This window comes from Herpetosiphonaceae bacterium, assembly GCA_036374795.1.
Taxonomy (GTDB): domain Bacteria; phylum Chloroflexota; class Chloroflexia; order Chloroflexales; family Kallotenuaceae; genus LB3-1.
The window spans coordinates 1-20,931 of the sequence record DASUTC010000299.1 but is presented as its reverse complement, the minus strand read 5'-3'; the positions used below and the strand labels follow the sequence as shown (position 1 = coordinate 20,931).

The window sequence follows — 20,931 nt, the reverse complement described above, 5'->3', positions numbered from 1 at the left end:
GGTTGAGCACCCGCGCCGCGACATGGGGCTTGCCCATCACCGTATCGTTGATCAGATACGATCCGCTCGCGACATCGCGGATGATTCGCATCAGTTCTTCGGGCGCAATGCCCTTGGGCGCGTACGCCGCAGCGCCTACCTTGATCGCATTGAAAAGCTGCTCGTCATCCTCCGACACGCTCAGCACGACGATGCGCACGCGCGGATCTCGCCGTTTGATCACGCGAGCGATCTCCAGCCCATTCATGCCCGGCAGATTAATATCGACCAGCACAACATCCGGTCCCAGGCGATCGGCCATCTCGATCGCCTCTTGACCGTTCTCGGCCTCCCCGATCACCTCGATATCCTGCGCGGCGTCAAGAATCCAGCGGATGCCTCGACGAAAGATTGGATGATCGTCCATGATCAGAACTCGAATTGCTTCCATCGCGTTCCCATCTTCATTATGAAGCGTTAGTAGCGGCATTGCCGCGTAAGCGGCTGCATTGAACTCGATACGTATCCTACGCGCGCAAGGACTGTAGCGCATCGGATACTATGCGTCAAGTACGAGCGTGACTCGTATCTCCGTACCCTGGTCAACGGCAGAGTTGACCACCAACTGAGCGCCGACGAGCTCGGCGCGCTCACGCATACTGGCTAGCCCCCAGTGCTTGCCCTGCGTGCGAGCGGCGACGGTCCGCATGTCGAAGCCGGGACCGTCGTCGCGGATCAGCAGCACGATCTGGCCTTTCACCGCCGCGTAGTGCACGACGACATTCGCCTTGCGCGCGTGCTTGGTCGCGTTGTTCAGGGCCTCCTGCACGATGCGATAGAGCACGATCTCTTGCTCCGCCATCAGACGCGGCAGCGGCATGCCCTCGCAGCGCACGTTGATCACGCCCGCCGAGGCAAAGCGCGCGCAGAGATCTTTGAGCGCTGCGTCGAGGCTCTGCTGCTCAAGCGCGGGCGGACGCAGATCGGCGATGAAGCGCCGGACCTCGTGCAATCCGGTGCGGCTGCTGTCGCGAAGCTGGCGCAGCAGATCGAGCAGCCGCTCGGTATTTTGCTGCTGCGCCAGCGTGATGCTATGCTCCATGCCCAGCAGAATATGCGCGATCACCTGGGCGGGACCGTCGTGAACCTCGCGCGCCAGCCGGGTGCGCTCGTCTTCGCGGCCCTGGATGATCTGCGCTTTGAGCGCCATATGCCAGGGATCGGCCTGCGCGGTATCGTCTTTGAGCGTCGCGCTGCTCATCTCGGTCTGGCGAATCAACTGCTCGATCGTGCGAGCCGCTTTTTGCAGCTCGTTGACCTCTGCGGCAAGCGCCTGCTGGCGCTCTTTAAGCTGATTCATCTGCCGCACAATAATCGCATTCGAGTCATGCAGCGTGCTGCGCACCTGCATCTCGTCGATCGTCCGCGCGATCTGCCGTAGATCGGAGGTGGCGGGATTGAGCCGCGCCTGCACTTCGGCGAGCACGGCCCGCAGCCGCTCGATTTGCTCGTTGACGATCGCCGCCGCCCGGTTTTGATATTTGGTGCTCACACGAGTTCCAGGTTTCAAGTTTCAAGTTCAAGGTCCCAGAGTCAGGGATCGGTAGCCAGAGATCAGGAAGTTGAACTGTCCCTGTGATCCCTGGTTCGTTTGTTCTCTTGTTTTCCCAGTATCGCCTCAACCGCAGCATCCGTATCGCTCAGATCGGTGAGGAGCGCATCCGGCGCGTGGGCTTCGAGCTGCGCGCCGCTAAATCTGCCGGTGGCGACCGCTACCACGCGGGCATCTCCGGCCCGGCCACAGGCGATGTCGCGGGGCGTATCGCCGATGACCACGGTAGCGCCGATGCGATCGGCGTGGCGCTCGGCGGCTTTGCGACGGGCAATCGGTACAAGCTTGTTGCGATCGTGATGATCCGAGCCGTACGCGCCGATCGCCAGATCGAAGTACTGCTCCAGGCCAAGCGCGCGCAGCTTCATCGCGGCGACCGGCTCCATGTTGCCGGTCAGTAGCGTCTGGATCGCGCCGCGCTCCCTGAGCTGTTCCAGCACCGGCACGACGCCCGGCAGCAGACGCAGGCTGCGATGCAGCTCGTGCGCGATCTCGTCCATCAGCTGATAGTAGCGGTCGCGGAAGCGCGGCAGATGCTCGAACGCGATCGTCTCGTCGATGTCGTGGAGCGCCAGCGTCTCCAGCACGATCTGCCCGTCGGTCTTGCCGCCGTAGTCAATCCGCCGGACCACAGCCGGAAGCGCGTAGACCTCGCGAAGCGCCTGGATAAAGCGCTGAAGCACCGCAGTATCGCCGCGCATCAGCGTGCCGTCGATGTCCCACAGCAGCAGCGTCCGCATACGCTAGCGCGCTTTGACGAGCCTGGCCGCAGGCTCGACCAGCTCGTGCAGCCGGTTGAAGTCGTCGGACAGCTCGGTATCCTGCATCGCGATGTCGACCGGAACGTCGAACTTGACCGGGACGGTCGACGAGATCGGGATCGTCATATTCAGGTTGACCGGCAGCTCCAGGCCCGCCGGCAGGCTGAGCGCCACGCTGCCGTTGATCTGACCGCCGCCGCCCGGCAGCGTAAAGCGCGCGGGCACCACCAGCGGCACCGGCGCGGTCGTGCGTACGGCGGTTTCCTGGTTGACCGGGACCGACAGGCTGATCGGAAGCTGCTGGTCGATCGGGATGTTGGTGCGAATGTGGGCGCTCTGCAAGCCCTCGATCGAGGTCATCAGCTCGCCCAGGCTATAGCGCGCGGTTTCGAGCGCCTCGGCAGGATTTTGCTGGATCTCCTGAATGCGCTGGCCCGCCGCCGTGTCCATATCGACGCCCGCCTGAAGCTGCGACTGGGCATCGCGGTAGAGATTAAGCGCGATCAGACCGCCGCCGATCACGAGCAGAAGGAGGACGACATTCAGCCCAAACGAAAACCAGATCATTGCTTTGTAGGGCGTTGGAATGCGCGGATGCACAACGATCGTCTTGGCGTCGCCGACCGGGATGGTGCGCCGGTGCGCGGCTGGAACCAGGCTGGTCGACCGGGCGGTGTCGTCGGCTGGCTCAAGGGCGACGCGAGTGCGCTTATCGGTTGTGCGATTTCCCATGATATAGCTCCTTCAGGATACGAGCCGCTGTCGATATATTCGTTTCTGACAGATAGATGACAGAATGATTGTAGTGGCTGGGGCCTGAACTATACCACAGCCGATGGTACGTTACTCTAATACTGGTAGTCCTACGTACGCATAGCGCTCTTGTCCCGCCGAGCTTAGGCTGCGAGCGCGACGCTCGGCTACTCCTTGATCGTGTGGTAGAGCACGCGCCGACCACGAATCCGGCTGATCAACATTTCGAGGATCAGCACCACGACGAGACAGACGACATCGACGACGACGACGGGACGCAGCGCGGCGGTAAGCTGCTCGGCCTGCGCCGCGAGCGTCGCAACCCAGGCGGGCGGGATCGTCGGGCGCACGCCGAGCGCCAGCAGCGCCACGCCGAGGCCGAGCGCCACCACGCCCACCACCCACCATGCCCGGCGGTCGGCCTCGCTGGGAAACATGGTGTTGGCGATGGCGAAGAGCAGGTACGCGCCAAGCGCCGCGATCGGATCGCGTAGCTGCTGCCGAAGCTGACCAAACGCCGCCAGATCAAAGCCGACGGTCGGCGGGTCGAGCCAGCGCACCAGCAGCAGCAGCACCGCCAGGCCGCCGACCAGCGGCGCCGCGCCGACCAGACTCATGCGCAGCGGATCGGCCTTGGTGACGATCACCTCGCCCTGGCGCGGATCGTTGCGGCTGCGGAATTGAAACAGGTTGATCTGAAGCACCCGCAGCCCCAGCAGCAGCGCGATGACCACATGGCTAAGCTCGTGGAGCACCACGCCGGGCAGCACCAGCAGGTCATAGATCGTGGTGGCGATGCGCGAGCTGCCCGTGAGCAGCAGGATCAAGCCTTGAATATGCCGCGACAGCAGCACGCCCAGCAGCCAGAGGCCGGCCAGCACACCCAGCAGCCAGAGCAGCGCGATCATACTCCACCAAAGTAGCGCAGCGCCAGCCGCAGCCGCTCTTCAAGCTCCGGCGGCGCGTCGGCGGGCAGCGACGAGACGGCTGACTGAGCCTCAAGCGCGCTGTAGCCCAGGCTTGTCAGCACCTCTTGCAGCTCGGCGTTGATCGCCGAGGCTGCCGGTGTTGCAGCCGCGACCGTCGTCGGCAGCTTGCTGAGGTCGAGCTTGCCCTTCAATTCCAGCACCAGGCGCGCGGCAGTCTTCTTGCCGATGCCGGGCACCTGCGACAAGATCGCGGTATTCTCGCTGGCGATGGCAAGCTGTAGCTGGTCGAGCGGCGCTGCCGAGAGCAGCCCCAGCGCCATGCGCGGCCCGACGCCGGTCACGCCGATCAGCGTCTCGAAAAAGACGCGCTGCTCCATCGACGCGAAGCCGTAGAGCACCAGCGCATCTTCGCGCACGTGCAGATAGGTGTAGACCTGGACGGTGTTGCCGATGTGGCCGAGCCCTTCGAGGACCGGGCGCGGCACGAAGACATGAAAGCCGACGCCGCCTGTCTCGATGATGGCGTAGTCGGTGCCGGTTGCTAGCAGATTGCCGCGAAGCGATGCGATCATACGTGTTTTAAGCTATGGCCTCTATTGGCTGTGTCGAATACAGCAGATTATACACTGCACGGCGTCACAATGCGGCTGCTTCTGGCATACGGCTTGCAGCCGCTCTGGTGTATCCTGTGAGATGATCCTGATCCACGATCGCAATCAGTTGCTATGGAGGCGGTATGTTTGGGTTCGGCAAGAAGAAGGACCGGCTCAAAAAGATGCGGGTGGCGATTCTGGCCGCCGATGGCGTCGAGCAAGGCCAGTTGGACGCGGCGGTCAAGAAGCTGCGCAGCGCCGGGGCGGAGATCTTCATCCTCTCGCTCCAGCCCGGCAAGCTTCAAGCGTTCCGTGGGCTCAAGCCCAGCGCCAAGATCCCGGTCGACGCCACGCTCGACGAGGTGCATCCCGCATCGTTCGGCGCGCTGTTTATTCCGGGCGGCACGGTGAGCGCCGAGCGGCTGCGCCAGAGCACGCGCGTGCTGGAGTTTGTTCGCTCGTTCGATCGCACTGCCAAGCCGATCGCTGTGGTCGGACACGGCGCGCTGGTGCTGGTTTCCGCAGGAGTGCTGCGCACGCGGAGGCTCACGGCGTGGCCCGGCATCAAGGACGATGTGATCAATACCGGCGCGGAGTGGTTGGACGAGCCGTACGCGCTGGACGGCAACCTGCTCACGGGCCGTACCTCGCGCGACATCGGCAAGTTCACCAGGCAGATCGTCGATCATTTCGCCAGCAACCGCAGCAGCAACGTGATCACGGCGTAGGCTGGCCCTCACCATGCCCAGAGGGCACCCGCCCCTTCCCCACGCGCGCGGGTAAGGGAACCCGCGCGGCCTGCGGCATAGGAGAGGGCGCGTTAGCACGGGCACAAAGATCCCCTCTCCTGCACAGCGAAGGCGGAGGCCCGCCTGAGCGCGGGGAAGGGGTGTCGCGTCAGCGACGGGGTGAGGGCCTTAAAAAATCCCCTGTCCCGGCGTCAACAGATTGTCGGGATCGTAGCGGCGCTTGGTGCTCACCAGCCTGCCCCAGTACGGCTGGAAGTGCCGCTGCCAGTCGTGGCGCGAGAACGGGATCGCGTCGAAGGGGTAGCGCGTAATGCCCAGCTCAAGGCCGCGCTGATAGATCGTGTAGTGATTGGCGACTACCCGGCTGACCGCATCGGCGTTGGGCTTCGCGGTGTGGTTCAGAATGTAGAAAAACGCATCGCGGTCGTCGGGCAGGCGCATCAGCGGATGCGTGAAGCGCGCGGTCGGCATCGGGTAGAGCAGAATACCGATCGCCGCCGCATCGTTCGGATCGAGGCGCGTCCAGACCTCGGAGACGAACAGGTCGACTGTGGCGGCGGGCACGAACGCGCCAAAGCGTGGATGCGGATAGTACCACGTGCCGTTAGCCTTCTGCGCCGCGACGACCGCCGCGAATCGGTTGGCGAAGTCGAAGAACGAGCGGTCGACGATCTGCGCGCTGCCCGGCGTGTAGCTCAGGCCCGCCAGCAGGCGCGCGTTGTCGGGCGCGGCGGGCGGCGTGAAGAAGTTCGCCGCCTCCAGAATGTAGGTCCAGCCGCCGCTGCCGTTGGGCGCTCCCTGCCCGCCGACATGATCGAAGCGTCCGTCGGCGATCAGCAGGCGTTGATCGCGGGTAAAGGTAGCGAGGTCGCTGTAGAAGAGGCGGAAGAAGCGCGCCGAGGATGCGGCAGGGACGAGCCTGAGCGTGGCCCGCACGATGATCGCGCACTGGCCCAGCCCGGCCAGCGTCGCCTCGAAGAGATCGCGGTTATGCGTGGCCGAGCAGACCTCGCGCTGGCCCTCGCCGGTGACAACCTCAAGCTCAAGCGCCGTATCGACCTGCGCGCCGTAGCGGTAGCTGGTGCCGCCGATGCCGCCAAGCGCCAGCGTGCCGCCGATCGACAGCTCGATAAAATCCGTCAGCACGGGCGGTCGCAGGTTGCGCGGGAGCGCCGCCTTGAGCAGATCGCTCCACAGCGCGCCCGCGTCGACCACGGCGCGATCTCCGTCGATCGAGTGGATCGTGTTGAGCGTGCTCATATCGATCACGACGCCCGCCGCCACCTGCATCTGGCCGAAGGCGGAGTGTCCCTGCCCGCGCGCAGCGACCTGAATGCCATACTGCCGCGCGAAGCGCACCATCCGCACGATGTCCTCGACCGATCCGGGCTTTAGCACCGCCAGCGGCTCGCGCTGCACGATATGCCCAAAATCGTCTGCTGCGGCAGCGCGCGATGCGCTGTCGGTGTGCAGTTCTCCATCGAACGGCGGCAGATCGACAAAGCTCGGCTGCGCCTGTGCAGCCGTCACCCACGAGCGATGATGCGGATCGAAACCAAGGACGACCGCACCGGCGAGCATGCCTTTCAGAAAGGTGCGGCGGGAGGTGGGATGGTTCACGGGTCGTCTCCTTCAGATGATGGCTACGGGCGTTTCATGACAGACTCAGTGTACCAAGCTATAGCGATATGATCATGAGCCGAAAGTCACGATCAGGCGATTGTGCGGGGTCCCATGACCTGAATCGTGTATCCCTCGCGAGTGCCGCGCCACAGCGGATGCGGCGCGGCGTAGCCCCGAAGCCGCTTCCAGAGCGTGGCGCGCTCAAAGATCGGCAGTTCGATCGGCAGCGCGTCGAACACCGTCCCCGCCGCCACGACGATCAGCTTCTTGCGCGCCCGCGACAGCGCGACGTTGAGCCGCTGCGGGTCCATCAGAAACTCGGCCTCGGCGCTGACATAATCGGGATCGGACGCCGTACACGCGACAATGATCACATCGCGCTCGCCGCCCTGGAAGCGCTCGACCGTGTCGATGCTGTCGGCGTCGGCCAGCTCCGGGATCTGTGCCCGCAGCGCGGCTTTCTGCGCGCGGTGCGGCACGACCACCCCCACGCCGTCGCGTCCGTCGAGGCCAAGCTGGAGGCAGCCGCGCACCAGATCGGCCACCAGCGCGGCCTCAAGCGCGTTGGACTGACGCGAGCCGCGCTCGGTATGCTGGATCACCACCAGCGGCACGTCCCAGCGCAGCGCGGCGGCGACGAGCGGATCGGCAAAGCGGTGCGGCGGCAGCAGCGCAGTGCGGCGTGAGTGAAAGACGATGCCGTCGGCGTGATAGATCGTCTCGTGCAAGAACCGGGCCTGATCGCGGTGCAGCCGGAAGCTCTCGTCCAGCGCCACACAGGGCGCGGCGGCGTCGAGCAGCCACTTAAAGAGCGAGCGTTCGGGCGACCATGCGGCAAGCGTGCCGACCGCCTCGGCCCAGGCGTGGACGATGATCGGCGGCATCTGGCGATGATCGCCCACGACGATCATCTGGCCGCGCTCGTGCAGCGTGCTGGCCGCCAGCAGACCTTCGGGCAGGCTCATCTGCGATGCCTCGTCGATCAGCAGCAGATCGAACAGCCCTTCCCAGCGCGCTTTGCGCTGCGTCGTCTCAAGCAGCGCGCCCAGGCCGCCGGGCGTGCCCCCGACCACCACAGCGCCGCCGATCAGCGCTCGGAGATCTTTCGCGCCTTTGCGCGGATCGGCCCAGCGCACGCCCCTGGCGCGCGGCGCGATCGAGCTGCCGCCGAGCTTGACGATCGGCAGATCGGCCAGCGGCAGCAGCGGTGCCTGGCCCGGAGGACAACCCGGCGCGGCATTCCATGTCTGCCATGCCCTGGCGATGCTATCGAGCGCCACCTGGACCGCGCTGTGCGTCTTGGCCGTGACGGCCACACGCAGGCCACGGCCCTGCATCGCAGCCGCCAGCAGCCGCGCCACCACCGCCAGCCCCAGCGTCCGCGACTTGCCAGATCCCGGCGGTCCCTGCACCAGCCGCAGCGCAAGCAGCCCGCCCGTCGCGATCACCGCGCGCTGCGCCTCGGTTGGCACGGCGGGCGCGTGCAGCGCGATCAGCGCGTCGGCGGCCTCGACCAGCGTGGCCTCGTCGAACGGCGCGGCGGCGACAACGCTCTGTGGTGCCTGAAGCCAGCGCGCCAGCGGATTGGTATCGAGATGATCGAGCGCTTGCAGCACCCGGTCGCCGAGCAGATCGTCGGCCATCTCGTCGAGCGTGTAGCGGCAGCGCAGTTGTACGTGCAGCTTCGAGTCGTGGTGGAACTTGAAGCGGCCCGCCGAGCTGAGCGCGGTCAGCTCGACCTCGATCGTTTCCTCGTCGATCGCGCTGACGATCACCAGCCGCCCCTTGATAATCTCCCACGGGCTGAGGCCGTCGATCGCCTCGTTGAGCACGGCCCAATCGCCCACCTTGAAGCGCGGCGGGACCGCGCCGCTGCCGGGATGAGCCGCGAAGCGGAAGCGCGCCAGCGGCGGATCGCCCTTAGGCTCCACGGCGATGGCCTCAAGCAGCGCGGTGCGGCCCGTCAGCACGCGGCGGGCGATCGGCAGCCGCACATGGGCCAGCAGCTCGGCCAGCGCCGCGACATGCTCAAGCTCCAGAAACTCCACCAGCGCGCTGCGCAGATCGCGCGGCCCTGCGGCGGTCGGCAGTTGATCGAGCGGCAGCAGCGGCACGTCGAGATTGCGCTGCCGACGCGACGCGCCCGCCAGATGCGCCAGCGCCCGCAGCCGATGCTCGGCAAAGGCCAGCAGCTCGGCGCGCGTAGGCCGATTCGGCGCGTCGTTCCAGACGGCGTAGGCGTACTCGCTGGGGATCTGGCTGCTGAAGCGGCTGACGGATTCGAGGCTGATGCTCTCCTGAGCCAGCATCGGCGCGACGCGCAGGCCGTCGGCGTCGCGCACGAAGCGCTGCACGCTATCGAACAGGCCGCCCCGAAACAGCCTGGTAAAGTCGTGGTCGGGCGTCTTCCAGCTGAAGCGGCCATGCTCGTCCCAGACCTCGGTCGCGACGGCGTAGAGCGAGTCGCAGGTGAGGCGCAGGTTGCGCTGCTGGCTGATCACCTCGCGCAGCTGGGCACAGGTGGCGCGCTCGATCTGCGGACGCTCCTGAAGCCAGGCCACGAGCACGCCCAGCAGCGCATGATGCTGCTCGTGACGGGCGCACGCCTCAAGCGCGATCCGCTGCGCGCGACGATCGTAGACCAGCACATGCAGCGGCGGCGCATCGCTGCTTGCCAGCTCGCGGATCGCGGCTTCCAGATCGCTGGCCCACGCGCGCAGCAGCAGCGTCTCGCTCGCAGCCGTCGGCGGCGCGTCGCTCATGCGCGTCACCATGCGCTCGCCCGCAGCGCCGAGCAGCAGCGCCGATGCAAGATACAGATCGCCCGTGACATCGTCGGCCTGGAAATCGAGGAAAAGCTGAAGCAGATCGGGATGGGCCGCCGGATCGGGCAGCGACGAGGCGTGGTAGTCGGGCAGCCGCGACGGCGCGCGCAGGGTTGGGTCGAGGCGGCGCAGCACGGCCCGCGACCGAGCGATCAAATGATCGAGGTGCGGCGCGATCACCGGGTCGCGCAGCAGCAGCGCGATCCGATCGGCGTGCTCCGGCGCGGGCTGCAATTTTCCGGCGGCGTCGGGCTGCTTGAGCGCCGCCAGCGCCCACAGATCGCGAATCTCGTGGGCGTAGAGCGCGCTGCGCACGGCGCGGCTAATGTCGGATACCAGCGCCAGATCGGCGCGCTCTGCGGCATGTGGCAGGCAGATCGAGCTAAACTTGCAGCCGTCGCACAGGGCATTGAGCGCAAAGGGCAGATCGCCGAGCGTGGCCTGTGCCGCGCGACTGAGCGCGCCATCCTCGCCGGCGATCAGATCCAGCACTAGCGTCTGGTACGGACCCAGCTCGAAGTGCAGCGCGGGATCGTGCAGCGTGGTGAAGCCGCCGGTCGGCGTGCGATGCACAATCGCGCCGACGATGCGGATCAGCGGCAGCTCCGCCCGGCGGCAGAGATCGGTCAGCAGCAGCGCGTACGTCGCAACCTGCACGCGATGCTCCAGGCGCTCCTCGCGGCTGGCCTTGACATCGGCGATCAGCACATGCAGCCGCCCGTGTTTGTCGCGGATCGCCTCGATCAGATCGGCCCGTCCCGCAGAGCGCCACGCGCCGATCTCGCCGTCGAGCGCGGCCTGCGCCAGAATCACCGGCTCGCGGCCAACCTGCCGCAGCGCATCGACCGTCGCGTCGGTATCGCCATCCGCCAGATCGACGACCTGATAGCGGGCGCGCAGCGTATCGACGACCTCGCGCTCGAACTGCGCTCCGGCCTGCCGCAGCAGCGGCGAGAGCGGACGCGGACGCGCGCCGTAGCGCTCGCGCATCTCGCGGGCTGTATCGGGATGGAGCGTAAAATAGAGGAAGCGCTGGCAGGCGTCGAGCCGGATAAACTGGCTGATGGCTGTCGGCGCAAGCTGATCGATCATGAGCGGGACCGTTCGTATCCTTGTGTGCGGGGATTGTAGAACGCGCGAGCGAGAAGGTCAAGCCCGATTCTGCGCCGTCGCTTGCAGATCTCTGCTACACTTGAGCTGTCGCGGTCGGATAAGGGTGGAGAGGGCCGTCGACCGTATGCCGCTGCGCGCATCGCCGCCGATGCGTGGAGCCGCTCCGCAGGAGAACGCATATGACACAGCCGCTTGAGTTCCGCTTTGCCCTCACCAAGGACGACTACCAGCGCGCCGCTCGCGTCTTCTATGTCCGGCAAAAGACCACGTGGATCTTTTTTGTGATCCTGGTGGTCTTTATGGCGGCAAACTGGATGGTATTCGATACACCATCGGGCCTTTTTTTTGTGATCTACACGCTACCGCTGCTGCTCTACCTTGTCTTTTTGTTCGTGGTCATGCCCTGGTGGCTGGGGCGAGCGGTCCAACGCCATGAGCGGCTGCGCGCCGATAGCACCTGGCACGTCACCGACGAGCGCATCGTCGTCAGCACCCCATTCGCCGAGTCGACCTTCGACTGGGGCATGTTTGGACGGGTGATCGAAACGCCGCACGCCTATCTGCTGGTCTACTCGTTCAACAAAAACATGTTCCAGATCGTGCCGAAGCGAGCGCTGGCAACGCCTGAGCAGGCCGCTGCCTTCGAGCGAATGCTGGCGCGGAAATTGACTGGTCTGCGGTCTGCGGCTGCGTAATGCGCCGACAGGCCGGGCGGAGCACAAAGCAACATCGGGGAACCGAGCGGCAGTTACACCTTGGGCGTGGTATCCCCGGTACTTCCCCGGCGTTTCTATGATCGCTGTATGGTTTGATCATGCACACGAGGAGATTGAGATGAATGCAGAAGAGCTACGCGCGCTGCAAGCGCCACTCAAACACCAGTACCGCGCCGAGCCGGAGCGCGCGCTGGTGACGCTCAAGGCGCACGGGCGGCTGGGCGAGGGCATTACCTGTCGCCTTGAGACAGGCCGCGCGCTGGTCGAGGCGGGCCTGCACCCGGCGACCGGCGGCAGCGGTCTGGCGGCTTGCTCCGGGGATATGCTGCTGGAGGCGCTGGTGGCGTGCGCGGGCGTGACGCTGCGCGCGGTGTCGACGGCGATCGGCGTCGAGGTGCGCGACGGCACGGTGACGGCAGAGGGCGACCTGGATTTTCGGGGCACCCTCGGCGTGGCGAAAGACGTGCCGGTCGGCCTCAAGAATATTCGGCTGCGCTTCGAGCTAGACACCGATGCCAGCCCGGAGCAGCTCGACTCGCTGCTGGCGCTGACCGAGCGCTACTGCGTGGTCTATCAAACGCTGCGCCAGCCGCCGGAGCTGTCGGCGTCGTACGTGGTGCGGGGCTGAGCAGGCGAGAACAAAGATCTCGATCTGAAGCTACCGCAGTTGAGCGCCGCATGATGCGCAGAATTGGGGATCACTCAGCTTTCCTAAATAGCGATTGCACTGTGGACAGCGCCAGACCATCAGATCGTAGGCTGCAATCGGCAGCATGAGCAGAACCATCAGGCACCGAGACGTATTGCGCGATTGACCGAGCATGTCGCCGCCAAGCACAATTGCGCCGACCATTGCCAAGGCAGCGGAGATCAGCAAGCCAGTTCCAGCGAATCTAAGGAGTTTGCGCTGCTGATACTTGTGCATAATCGCTGTTTGCTGCTCGTGCTGAGCCTGACGATACTGCGTCCAGGTGCGTACAATGATGACTACAATCACCCCAAGTGCAATCGGGAATAAGATGAGGAGTGTTCCCACGTAATCGCTCCTGCATGAACAGATGAATGCTGTAGTACACATACGATCAAGCGCGCATCGACGTTTCGGGATGCTGTTGAATCGGCTGTACCCGGAAATAGTATTCGGTGGTGAGGCTCGTGCAGAAGAGACGAAGCGAAACATTTGACGAGGTTGCTGAACTCTACGATCGCATCCGACCGAGCTACCCGGCGGAGCTGGTCGAAGCGATTATTGATGTCACGCAGCTACGGGTCACGGCGCGGATTCTAGAGATCGGCTGCGGCACCGGCCAGGCCACGCTGCCCTTTGCGCGGCGGGGCTACGAGATGCTCTGCCTTGAGCCGGGCCGTAATCTGGCGGCGGTCGCGGCGGAGAATCTGCGCGCGTATCCCAATGTGACGATCGAGAACGTTACCTTCGAGGACTGGCCGCTCCCGTCCCAGGCGTTCGATCTGGTGATCTCGGCGACAGCGTTTCACTGGCTGGCCGATGAGATCAAGTACGTCAAAACCGCCCAGGCGCTCGACGACACCGGCTGGATCGCGCTCTGCTGGAATATGACTCCCGACCACTGCGACACGCTCGATGAAGCTATGGACCTGGCGTATCGCACGCACGCGCCGAAGATCGGACGAGCGCCGGATCATCCGTCATTTGCGGCACAGGTGCAGGAGCGCGCCGACCAGATCGAGCGGAGCGGCTGCTTTCGCAATCTGGTCGTCCGGCAGTTTCCGTGGACGAAAACCTACAGCACGCGGCAGTACCTCGATCTGCTCGACACCTACTCCGATCATCGCACGCTGCCGGAGCCGCGCAAGCGCGCGCTGTTCGAGGCGATTGGCGAGATTCTGCACGGCCACGGCGGCCACATCGACAAGGCGTATGTTGCGGTGCTGTATCTGGCGCAGAAGCGTTGAGCCGACTCCTGTGCGTCGGTTTCATCACGGTATGCAACATCCGCGATCAAGATTTTGAGGAGCAACCCATGCTGATCCTGTTTGACGTGGACGACACGCTGATCTCGTCGTACATGGACACCCCGGATCGCAGTTACGACCACTGGCAGGTATTGCCGGGGCGCAGGCAGCGTATTGCGCAGCTCATGGCAGATGGGCACCAGCTCGGCATCGTCACTAACCAGGCGGGCGTGGCCTTCGGGCATGTCACCGAGGCGCAGGTTCACGCCAAGCTGTCGGCGGTCGCCGAGGCGCTCGATCTGCCAGCGACCACGCCGATCGCGGTCTGTTTCACGCATCCGCAGGCCAGGATGCCCGAATACCGCGATCGGGGAGATGAGACGTGTCGCAAGCCGAGCGGCGCGATGATCCGCGAGCTGATGGCGTGCTATCCTGCTGCGGCGGCTGAGGGCGTGCTCTACGTCGGCGATCGACCGGACGATCGCGAGGCGGCGCGTGATGCAGGCGCGACCTTTGTTCCGGCCACCGCCTTTTTCGGCGACGAGCGGCTGGCCTGAGCGGCTGCGCTACGGTCAGGCCGCTGATCTCCTGCCGCGCCATCCAAGCTAAGGAGCTGACTATGAGCGCTACCACGCCCACGTGGCGAACCAATCTCTACGCGATCGTGCCGCATCGGAGCGAGCCGCGTATCCTTCTTTTGCCGGGCGATGGGGGCTGGTCGCTGCCCTGCGCGCACATCGATCAGCGCATCTGGGCACCACAGGTCGATCGTGTCAGCCGGGCGCTGCGCGATACCCTGGGCATCGACTACGTTGTCCTGCGCTCCGTCTACGTCACCGTCGATCACGAGATGAAGCAGCAGATGGACGCGGTGTATGCGCTGGAGCAGCGCTTCTCGGCCTGGACACCGCCCGCAGGCGCGCGCTGGGTCGGGCTTGAGACGCTGAGCGATCTGCCGCTGGCGATGCCTGAGCAGCGCCGCGCGCTGCTCCCATATCTGCATGAGCAGGCGGGCGGCCCGATCTCTCCGCTGCGTCCGCCCTGGGCGCGTCCCGGCTGGTTTGCCGCCGCCGAGTCGTGGACCAGCGCGCAGCTTGAGCGATTGGGCTACGCGCTGGTCGCGCCGATCGAGCAGATCAAGAACTGGGGCATCTCGTGCATCTTGCGCGCTCGCACCACGGCGGGCGATGTGTACTTCAAAGTTGCCGCGCCGCTGCCGCTGTTTGCCAACGAGCCGCTGCTGATGGAATCGCTCGCCGCCGCCCACCCCGACTTTATCCCGGCACCGCTGGCGATCGAGCACGAGCAGCGCTGGATGCTGCTGGCGGATGTCGGGCCGGAGCTGCGCGACAATCGCGCTGAGGCGGATTGGACGACGGCGCTGCGGCTGTATGCGCGCATCCAGCGCTCGTTCGTCGGCGAGACAGAGGCGCTGCTGGCGATGGGCTGTCTCGACCGCAGCCTGGATCGATTGGCCGCACAGATCGACGAGGTGCTGGAAGATACGGCGGCGCTTGAGCGGCTGAGCGCCGCCGAGCTGACGCAGATCCGGTCGCTCGCGCCGCGTCTGCGCTCGATGTGCGGCGAGCTGGCGGGCTACGGCGTGCCGCAGACGCTGGTCCACGGCGATCTTCACGGCGGCAATATCGCGCTGCGCGACGAGCGCTACCTCTTCTTCGACTGGACCGACGGCTGTGTTGCGCATCCGTTTCTCGACGTGGTGACGATGATGGATGAGGTCGCGGCGTCGCTGGATGCGCAGGCATGTCTGCGCCTGCGCGACGCCTACCTATCGCTGTGGACGGGGTACGCGCCGCTGGAGGGCTTGCAGGCGGCGTGGACGATCGCCGCGCCGCTGGGCGCGCTGCATCAGGCCGTGAGCTACTACCATATCGTCAAGCAGCTAGAGCCGAGCGCGAAGCCGGAGCTAGCGTGGGGCGTGAGCTACTGGCTCCAGCAGATGTTGCGCTCGATGCCAGCCTGAGCGCGCAGCATATCGCGTATAATCTTGGACGAATCGACGAAGAGCTGCGGCGGCTGGCGCTGATGCCCCGCCGGGGCGCTGAGCAAACCAGCGCCAGGCAGCTATCAGGGAGGATTGAGTCATGACCACATCGGGCTTACAGGTCGAGAAGCTTGTCGAAGGGCAGGGCCGCGCGCCAAAGGCTGGCGAAGTTGTGGTAGTGCATTACACCGGCTGGCTGACCAACGGCAACAAATTCGATAGCTCGGTCGATCGCGGTCAGCCGTTTAGCTTTGTACTGGGGCGTGGACAGGTGATTCGCGGCTGGGATGAGGGCGTTGCACAGATGCGTATCGGCGACAAGGCGCGTCTGACGATTCCGCCGGAGCTGGGCTATGGCGCGCGCGGCGCTGGCGGCGTGATTCCGCCGAATGCCACGCTGATCTTCGAGGTCGAGCTGCTCGACGTGCAATCGTAGCGTCCGCGCGCACCATCGGCAGGACGCACAGCCTTGTAGGGGCGACCCGCCGCCCCTACAATGAATATCCACAAGGCGTTACGGGCCAGCGGTGTCGATCATACGGTCTTCTCGACCAGCTTCGCGCCATTGCCTCTGACCGATTGCCCGTCTCCACCGGCGATAGACGTATCCAAAAAGATGGCGGCGTGCTCGTAGCCGTACGCCATCATCTCCTGAATAAAGGTTGGCGAGTTGACGTAGGCCGCTCCGACTGGCAGATCGAGCGTCATCGGCATGCGCTTCACCGTGATCAGACGATATTTGTGGTCGTCGTTTCTGAGACGGCCTGCGCGGAGCCACTCGTTGACTTTTTCGATATGGTACAGCTCGTGCTCCACCAGGCTGTTCTGCCATAGCTCATCTTTGCGATCTTTGCGATCGGCGGGCGTGCGTGGTACCTCGCGGCGCTCCTTCGGGAAGACCTCGACATACCACAGCTCGTCGATGCCGTAGTCGAGCAGCGGGGTGATCGGCGGATTCGTGCCCCAGGCACCATCGCAGTAGGTTCCTTTGTTTGGCCCTGCCGCGATAGTGGTGATGCCGTTGATCTCGTCGAGCGATCCCGACGACAGAATCGCTTCGAGGCAAAAATCGCGCTCGGTAAAGACCTTGATCGTGCCGTGCAGCACGTCGGCGGCGCCGAGCGCCAGGCCAGGCACGCGCGCCGCCTGATCTCTGATCGCGATCAGCTCGTCCACGGGAATATATCTAAGTATCCAGTCTTTCAGCAGGTAGCGCATGAACGGCACGAGCATGTTGTCGGCGTAGTAGCGATAGACCGGATTCATGCGGCCCAGCGAGTCGACCAGCTGCGACAGCTGCGCCACGCCTGGATCGGGGATCACACCCAGCGCGAAGTGCATCCATTGTTTCTCCAGCGTTTGCGGCGCGTCCTCGATGGTGTCTTTGAGCAGGTGGCCCCAGCAGACCGTGGCTACGAGCGCTCCGGCGGATGTGCCTGAGAGCACCGCGACATCGTAGGTGCGAAACGCTCCCCGCTCCACGAGATAGCGCACGACGCCCGCGCCGATGGCACCGGCAGGAAAGCCGCCGCCTTGAAAAGCGATCCCAACGCGCGGTTTATGCTTCATCGTGATACCTCCTTTATCGCCCTGTGCAGATTGTGCGTTGCGGCCCTCACCCCCAACCCTCCGGCCTCGCGGCCCTGGTGCGTGGTTCTCCGTCTGTTCTCTTGCTCTTTCGTCCCAATGCGCTTCTTCTACTCTAGCCCATCGGCCAGCGCACAGCGGCAAGATCCCATGACTTGTCGTGAAGACCTGGCAACCGGTCGTACCGGATAAGCGGGCGTAAACCAGCCCTACCGCAGCACAGCGGTAGGGCGGTAAATTGATGCGCGAGTCGGGACGTGGCTACTACTCGACGGGACTCCACTCCAGCTTCGACAGTTGAGGAAGGACCGCGCTCTTGAGCGTGGCCGCGTCCGGCCCGGAGACATGCACCAGCAGATCGTCAACCTCGAACACGAGCGCGGTCATTGTTTCGGCCTCAAGCAGCCAGACTGTGCGCTGCTCGCCCGCGATCGATGCCGATAGCGCCTCGCTCGACTTCCAGGTGAGCGTCTGACCGCTCGAAAACGCGACCTGATGGCGCAGCATGTGCCGGAGTAAGGCGCTGGAGCCCTGACGCACAATGACCGCCCGGTCGACCGACGACCAGCGGTAGGTGGTAGCCCGGATCAGCTCAGTGGTATCCAGCCGCGCGAAGGTCGAGTAGAGCGCCTCCTGCACTCTGGTGGCGCGATCGGCTGCTGTGTACACGGCAGGATTGAGCGGATTATCCTGTGTTACCTGCATGTCGTCGCTGCCGGGCCAGACCAGCGTGCGATCCGGCGGCGTGAGGTCGAGCGAGCCTTTCAGCAAGAGCGCCGGGCGGTCTTCCTCGATACTGAACGTGAACGTGTCGTCGGGCTGTGGCGGCAGGGCAAGATCGTCGGGCGGCGCTTCACGCCGCTCCATGCTCCTGATCGTCACGGCGATGATCTCGGTTTCCTGGCCCTGCTCGCCGAGGTGGACGATCGCCGCGCGACTGGGAAGATGCGTGGCGCGATCGAGCCAGAGCCGCTGGATGAAGCGCTGGGGTGAAAGATCGTTGCTCCAGGCCGTAGCGATGGGCGAGCCTGAGAACGTCTGGATGTACGCCTCACCATCGCTCACGATTCGCTCGATCGGCTGCTCCAGTAGGAGCGTGTCCTCGCGCTCCACCACCGTCGTCTGCCCGTTGTTGGCAAGGAACAGCAGCAGCAGGTGCTCGCCCGGCGATTGTGCGAATGGGCGCCAGCCTCGGAACGCGCTCAGTTGACCGCGCCAGGCGGTGCCGCTATTCATGAAGTAGACGGCGTACTCATCGCTATCGCTGACCTGCGCGTACAGCACGCTGCCGTCTCGCGCCTGAAGGACATCGCGAAACTGCGCGACCTCCGCGCCGGAGTACACGAGCCACTGCTCCTGAAAGGTGGTGTCGGGCGCTACAAGATCCAGCGGCAGGTGATAGGGATCATTCCATGCAGGTCGCCCCAGGTCAACCGACATGCTGCGCTCGGCGATGCTGTGCAATGTCTGGCCCTTGAGCTGCTCGATGGCGAGCAGCGATTGCTCTAGCACTCCCTGCGTCTCCGCCGAGAGCGGCTGCGGCTCAAGAAACAGCTTGTTGAGATCCCGCCAGGTCTGTCCACTGATCGGCTTGAGCGAGTCGATCATCGCCAGCAGTTCGTCGCGGGTCCAGCCACGCGCCGCGATCGTCACCGCCGGCACGCAGAAGCCGCTTCTGGAATCGGCAAAATGTCGGCACGCGCTGCCGCTCCAGAGTCCCGATCGCTCGTCGAGGACGACGCGCCAGCGACCGTGCTGGATGGCGTTGGTATGGCTTGCGTCGCGGGGCTCGCTGCGCAGCGTGAGCCAGCGATTCGGCCCGATGAAAACCGCAGTTACGTCCTGGTTGAAGGAGTCTGCAGTGATGTCCGATCGGCTGAGGAGCACCGCGCGGGTAATGCCTGCGGGCGTAGGCGCGGGCAGATGCCACTGCTGCCATCTCGGCCACTCGCTGCCGACGAAGGTGCGCAGCCCGACGACATGCTCAGGGTCCAGCGCCGGGCAGGTTGGATCGAGCAGCGCTGTGCGCTCGCTCGTCGCTCGCGGCCACGCTGGCGGCGCGTTCGATATGCCCGTGAGCGTGGCTTGATCGAGTTGCAGCCGCCAGAGATCGCGGGCATCGGCCTGCGCTCCCGCTTCGGCAATCTCTCGTACCGCGTGCAGCTTTTTGGTCGCGGGATCGATCCACAGCAGCAGCTTGCGCTCAGGCGTGCTGCGCCGGTCGGTGTAGCCCAGCACCAGCAGCAGCGTCTTGTTCTCGACGCGCGTCCCAAACGATCGCAGATCGGGCGCTGCGAGCGCCTCTTGCAGGGCCAGATAGCCCTGCCCATACGCGCCACGTATCAGACGCGCATCGCGGACGGTAGTCTGCTGCTCTCCGGGCACGTCAAAGGTCCGCGCCCTCCGATCCAGCGCCCCGCTCTCGACAGCCCAGTCGCACGAGCTGAAGGCAGGCTCGGCGGCGTATTGCAGCCTGTTGGTGCCGTTGCCGATCTGCCACTCGACCAGCGTGGTTTTGTTGCGAACCTCGATCCGATGCTGGGGCGTGTCGGCTGCCAGCCACACGTCGATGGTCAGCGGCGTGCGCTGCATCCGTGGATCAGTGGCGATCACCTGACGATGCAGCGTGCCCGAAACGGGTGTGGTCGTCCAGGCGTCCAGCGTTTCCTGAATCAGCTCTCTGCTGGTCAGCGCCGCCGCCGTCGACTCGCCGCTGCCCTGCTGCCAGGGCTTGATCATCCACAGCATGCTGAGGACGATTGCCAGCGCTCCGATCCATGCGGCGCGCTGCCGCCACCAGTTTCCGGCGATCTCATCGCGCGGCTCAAGCAGCCGCTCCTCGATCGTCTCAAGGCATGCCTGCGGCAGGTGCTGCCGCCCGACAGCCTCACGCAGCGTGTGGCGCAGGCTATCGATCGCTGCCTGCCAATCTCCTGTCAGCGCCGCGTCGTAGGTGCCGCTCGGCTGTGTGGCTGCCGCGAGGCCAAGCCTCCGCCTGAGCCAGCCTGCGAGCGCCGCTTGCGCCGTCGGCTCGGCAGAGGCCGGATCGTCCGCCTCAAGCAGCGGCGTGATCGCGGTCGTCAGCCGCGACAGCAGCGCATCGGCTGTCAGCCCGCTGATCGCCATCAGACGCGGGCCGTCGATGTCGCGGAGCAGCCATAGGCCAAGTAGCCCCCGGTCGAGCGGCGCGATCCGATCCAGTGAGCGAGGCAGCGCGCGGCGGCTGAAGAGGCGGCGACGACCTGGACGAGCGCGGAGCAGCGCTGTATAAATCGCCGCCTCGGTATCGTCGCTGGGTGTGGCGAAGCTCTCCGTGAATGCCTGGATCGTTGCGCGCTCGGCGGCGGCTCGGTCGTTCGTCAGCAGCAGGGCGAGCCTATACAGCGTATCGCCCCACCGCGTCAACGCAGCACGCCAGGGATGAGTCGTCACGTTTCCTCCTGCTGCTGGGGGTGGCTGATCACGAGGCGGCAGCTTCGGGTTCGGCGGAGCGTGTGCGCTGCCCGCGATCAAGGTTGTTGCTTAAGTATACCCTGGTTCGCACGGATTGGTTCTGTTGAGAACGAGAGAACAAAGAATGAAGGGCGAGAAATGAACGAAGAATAAGCGATTTTATTACTTGACAGTAACGCGCTGGGTTGGTATGATCACTCAAGCAGTCAAGAGGTCTGACCATTTTGGACCGTGGGAGCTTGGTCTCCCCTTGACTGATTTTTTGTTGCGAGACATCAATGTACCTTCTCTACTCAGA

General features: G+C 64.9%; 18 protein-coding genes. 7 read left to right on the top strand and 11 right to left on the bottom strand.

Going from position 1 to position 20,931, the window contains the following annotated elements:
• From VFZ66_23325 to ruvA, 6 genes are all read right to left on the bottom strand, one after another.
• On the bottom strand, nt 1-406 hold a 406-nt coding region (locus tag VFZ66_23325), incomplete at its 3' end, for a response regulator transcription factor (GenBank protein ID HEX6292139.1).
• 132 nt (nt 407-538) lie between these two features.
• Entirely contained in the window at nt 539-1,531 is a 993-nt protein-coding gene (locus VFZ66_23320) for a sensor histidine kinase (GenBank protein ID HEX6292138.1), read from the bottom strand.
• Nucleotides 1,532-1,593: 62 nt separating this feature from the next.
• On the bottom strand, nt 1,594-2,331 hold the full coding sequence (locus VFZ66_23315; protein HEX6292137.1) for an HAD family hydrolase: 738 nt from the start codon (nt 2,329-2,331) through the stop codon (nt 1,594-1,596).
• 3 nt (nt 2,332-2,334) lie between these two features.
• The gene (locus VFZ66_23310) at nt 2,335-3,084 is read right to left on the bottom strand and encodes a hypothetical protein (protein HEX6292136.1); all 750 of its coding nucleotides are present in this window, start codon (nt 3,082-3,084) and stop codon (nt 2,335-2,337) included.
• A 188-nt stretch (nt 3,085-3,272) separates the two neighbouring features.
• A complete protein-coding gene (locus VFZ66_23305; protein HEX6292135.1) occupies nt 3,273-4,013 on the bottom strand; it encodes a hypothetical protein in 741 nt (246 codons plus the stop codon).
• Nucleotides 4,010-4,606 (bottom strand): Holliday junction branch migration protein RuvA, encoded by a 597-nt coding sequence (gene ruvA / locus VFZ66_23300; GenBank protein ID HEX6292134.1) that lies wholly within the window; start codon nt 4,604-4,606, stop codon nt 4,010-4,012. The genes VFZ66_23305 and ruvA overlap by 4 nt, the downstream gene beginning before the upstream one ends.
• A gap of 164 nt (nt 4,607-4,770) precedes the next feature.
• On the opposite strand from ruvA, the gene VFZ66_23295 reads away from it, so the two are divergent.
• A complete protein-coding gene (locus tag VFZ66_23295; GenBank protein ID HEX6292133.1) occupies nt 4,771-5,355 on the top strand; it encodes a DJ-1/PfpI family protein in 585 nt (194 codons plus the stop codon).
• A gap of 189 nt (nt 5,356-5,544) precedes the next feature.
• Here the strand turns inward: VFZ66_23295 and VFZ66_23290 are convergent, their stop codons facing one another.
• Both VFZ66_23290 and VFZ66_23285 read right to left on the bottom strand, forming a co-directional pair.
• A complete protein-coding gene (locus VFZ66_23290) occupies nt 5,545-6,996 on the bottom strand; it encodes an FAD-binding protein (protein HEX6292132.1) in 1,452 nt (483 codons plus the stop codon).
• Between the two features lie 92 nt (nt 6,997-7,088).
• Nucleotides 7,089-10,916, bottom strand: coding sequence for an AAA domain-containing protein (locus tag VFZ66_23285; GenBank protein ID HEX6292131.1), 3,828 nt, complete (start codon nt 10,914-10,916; stop codon nt 7,089-7,091).
• A gap of 200 nt (nt 10,917-11,116) precedes the next feature.
• Between VFZ66_23285 and VFZ66_23280 the strand changes: the two genes are divergently transcribed.
• The gene (locus VFZ66_23280; protein ID HEX6292130.1) at nt 11,117-11,632 is read left to right on the top strand and encodes a YcxB family protein; all 516 of its coding nucleotides are present in this window, start codon (nt 11,117-11,119) and stop codon (nt 11,630-11,632) included.
• Between the two features lie 139 nt (nt 11,633-11,771).
• Complete coding sequence (locus tag VFZ66_23275) at nt 11,772-12,281, top strand: OsmC family protein (GenBank protein HEX6292129.1); 510 nt, start codon at nt 11,772-11,774, stop codon at nt 12,279-12,281.
• A gap of 30 nt (nt 12,282-12,311) precedes the next feature.
• On the opposite strand, the gene VFZ66_23270 is transcribed toward VFZ66_23275, so the two are convergent.
• Entirely contained in the window at nt 12,312-12,689 is a 378-nt protein-coding gene (locus tag VFZ66_23270) for a hypothetical protein (protein HEX6292128.1), read from the bottom strand.
• Nucleotides 12,690-12,808: 119 nt separating this feature from the next.
• Between VFZ66_23270 and VFZ66_23265 the strand changes: the two genes are divergently transcribed.
• The 4 genes from VFZ66_23265 (at nt 12,809) to VFZ66_23250 (ending at nt 16,029) form a co-directional block, all read left to right on the top strand.
• Nucleotides 12,809-13,588, top strand: a complete 780-nt coding sequence (locus tag VFZ66_23265) for a methyltransferase domain-containing protein (GenBank protein HEX6292127.1) — start codon at nt 12,809-12,811, stop codon at nt 13,586-13,588.
• 68 nt (nt 13,589-13,656) lie between these two features.
• Nucleotides 13,657-14,145, top strand: a complete 489-nt coding sequence (locus tag VFZ66_23260) for an HAD-IIIA family hydrolase (protein HEX6292126.1) — start codon at nt 13,657-13,659, stop codon at nt 14,143-14,145.
• Nucleotides 14,146-14,207: 62 nt separating this feature from the next.
• Nucleotides 14,208-15,572 (top strand): phosphotransferase, encoded by a 1,365-nt coding sequence (locus tag VFZ66_23255; protein HEX6292125.1) that lies wholly within the window; start codon nt 14,208-14,210, stop codon nt 15,570-15,572.
• Between the two features lie 121 nt (nt 15,573-15,693).
• A complete protein-coding gene (locus VFZ66_23250) occupies nt 15,694-16,029 on the top strand; it encodes an FKBP-type peptidyl-prolyl cis-trans isomerase (protein HEX6292124.1) in 336 nt (111 codons plus the stop codon).
• Between the two features lie 98 nt (nt 16,030-16,127).
• Here VFZ66_23250 and VFZ66_23245 read toward each other — a convergent pair whose 3' ends face one another.
• Nucleotides 16,128-17,162 carry a patatin-like phospholipase family protein gene (locus VFZ66_23245; GenBank protein ID HEX6292123.1) on the bottom strand — a complete coding sequence of 345 codons (1,035 nt, stop codon included), beginning with the start codon at nt 17,160-17,162 and terminating at the stop codon, nt 16,128-16,130.
• A gap of 282 nt (nt 17,163-17,444) precedes the next feature.
• Entirely contained in the window at nt 17,445-20,612 is a 3,168-nt protein-coding gene (locus VFZ66_23240; GenBank protein ID HEX6292122.1) for a hypothetical protein, read from the bottom strand.
• Between the last annotated feature and the right edge of the window lie 319 nt (nt 20,613-20,931).

What these genes read in the sequence shown, in the direction of transcription:
- VFZ66_23315 (HEX6292137.1), bottom strand. Translation starts at nt 2,331, where the DNA reads ATGCGGACGCTGCTGCTGTGGGACATCGACGGCACGCTGATGCGCGGC.
- VFZ66_23310 (HEX6292136.1), bottom strand. Translation starts at nt 3,084, where the DNA reads ATGGGAAATCGCACAACCGATAAGCGCACTCGCGTCGCCCTTGAGCCA.
- VFZ66_23305 (HEX6292135.1), bottom strand. Translation starts at nt 4,013, where the DNA reads ATGATCGCGCTGCTCTGGCTGCTGGGTGTGCTGGCCGGCCTCTGGCTG.
- ruvA (HEX6292134.1), bottom strand. Translation starts at nt 4,606, where the DNA reads ATGATCGCATCGCTTCGCGGCAATCTGCTAGCAACCGGCACCGACTAC.
- VFZ66_23295 (HEX6292133.1), top strand. Translation starts at nt 4,771, where the DNA reads ATGTTTGGGTTCGGCAAGAAGAAGGACCGGCTCAAAAAGATGCGGGTG.
- VFZ66_23285 (HEX6292131.1), bottom strand. Translation starts at nt 10,916, where the DNA reads ATGATCGATCAGCTTGCGCCGACAGCCATCAGCCAGTTTATCCGGCTC.
- VFZ66_23280 (HEX6292130.1), top strand. Translation starts at nt 11,117, where the DNA reads ATGACACAGCCGCTTGAGTTCCGCTTTGCCCTCACCAAGGACGACTAC.
- VFZ66_23275 (HEX6292129.1), top strand. Translation starts at nt 11,772, where the DNA reads ATGAATGCAGAAGAGCTACGCGCGCTGCAAGCGCCACTCAAACACCAG.
- VFZ66_23260 (HEX6292126.1), top strand. Translation starts at nt 13,657, where the DNA reads ATGCTGATCCTGTTTGACGTGGACGACACGCTGATCTCGTCGTACATG.
- VFZ66_23255 (HEX6292125.1), top strand. Translation starts at nt 14,208, where the DNA reads ATGAGCGCTACCACGCCCACGTGGCGAACCAATCTCTACGCGATCGTG.
- VFZ66_23250 (HEX6292124.1), top strand. Translation starts at nt 15,694, where the DNA reads ATGACCACATCGGGCTTACAGGTCGAGAAGCTTGTCGAAGGGCAGGGC.
- VFZ66_23245 (HEX6292123.1), bottom strand. Translation starts at nt 17,162, where the DNA reads ATGAAGCATAAACCGCGCGTTGGGATCGCTTTTCAAGGCGGCGGCTTT.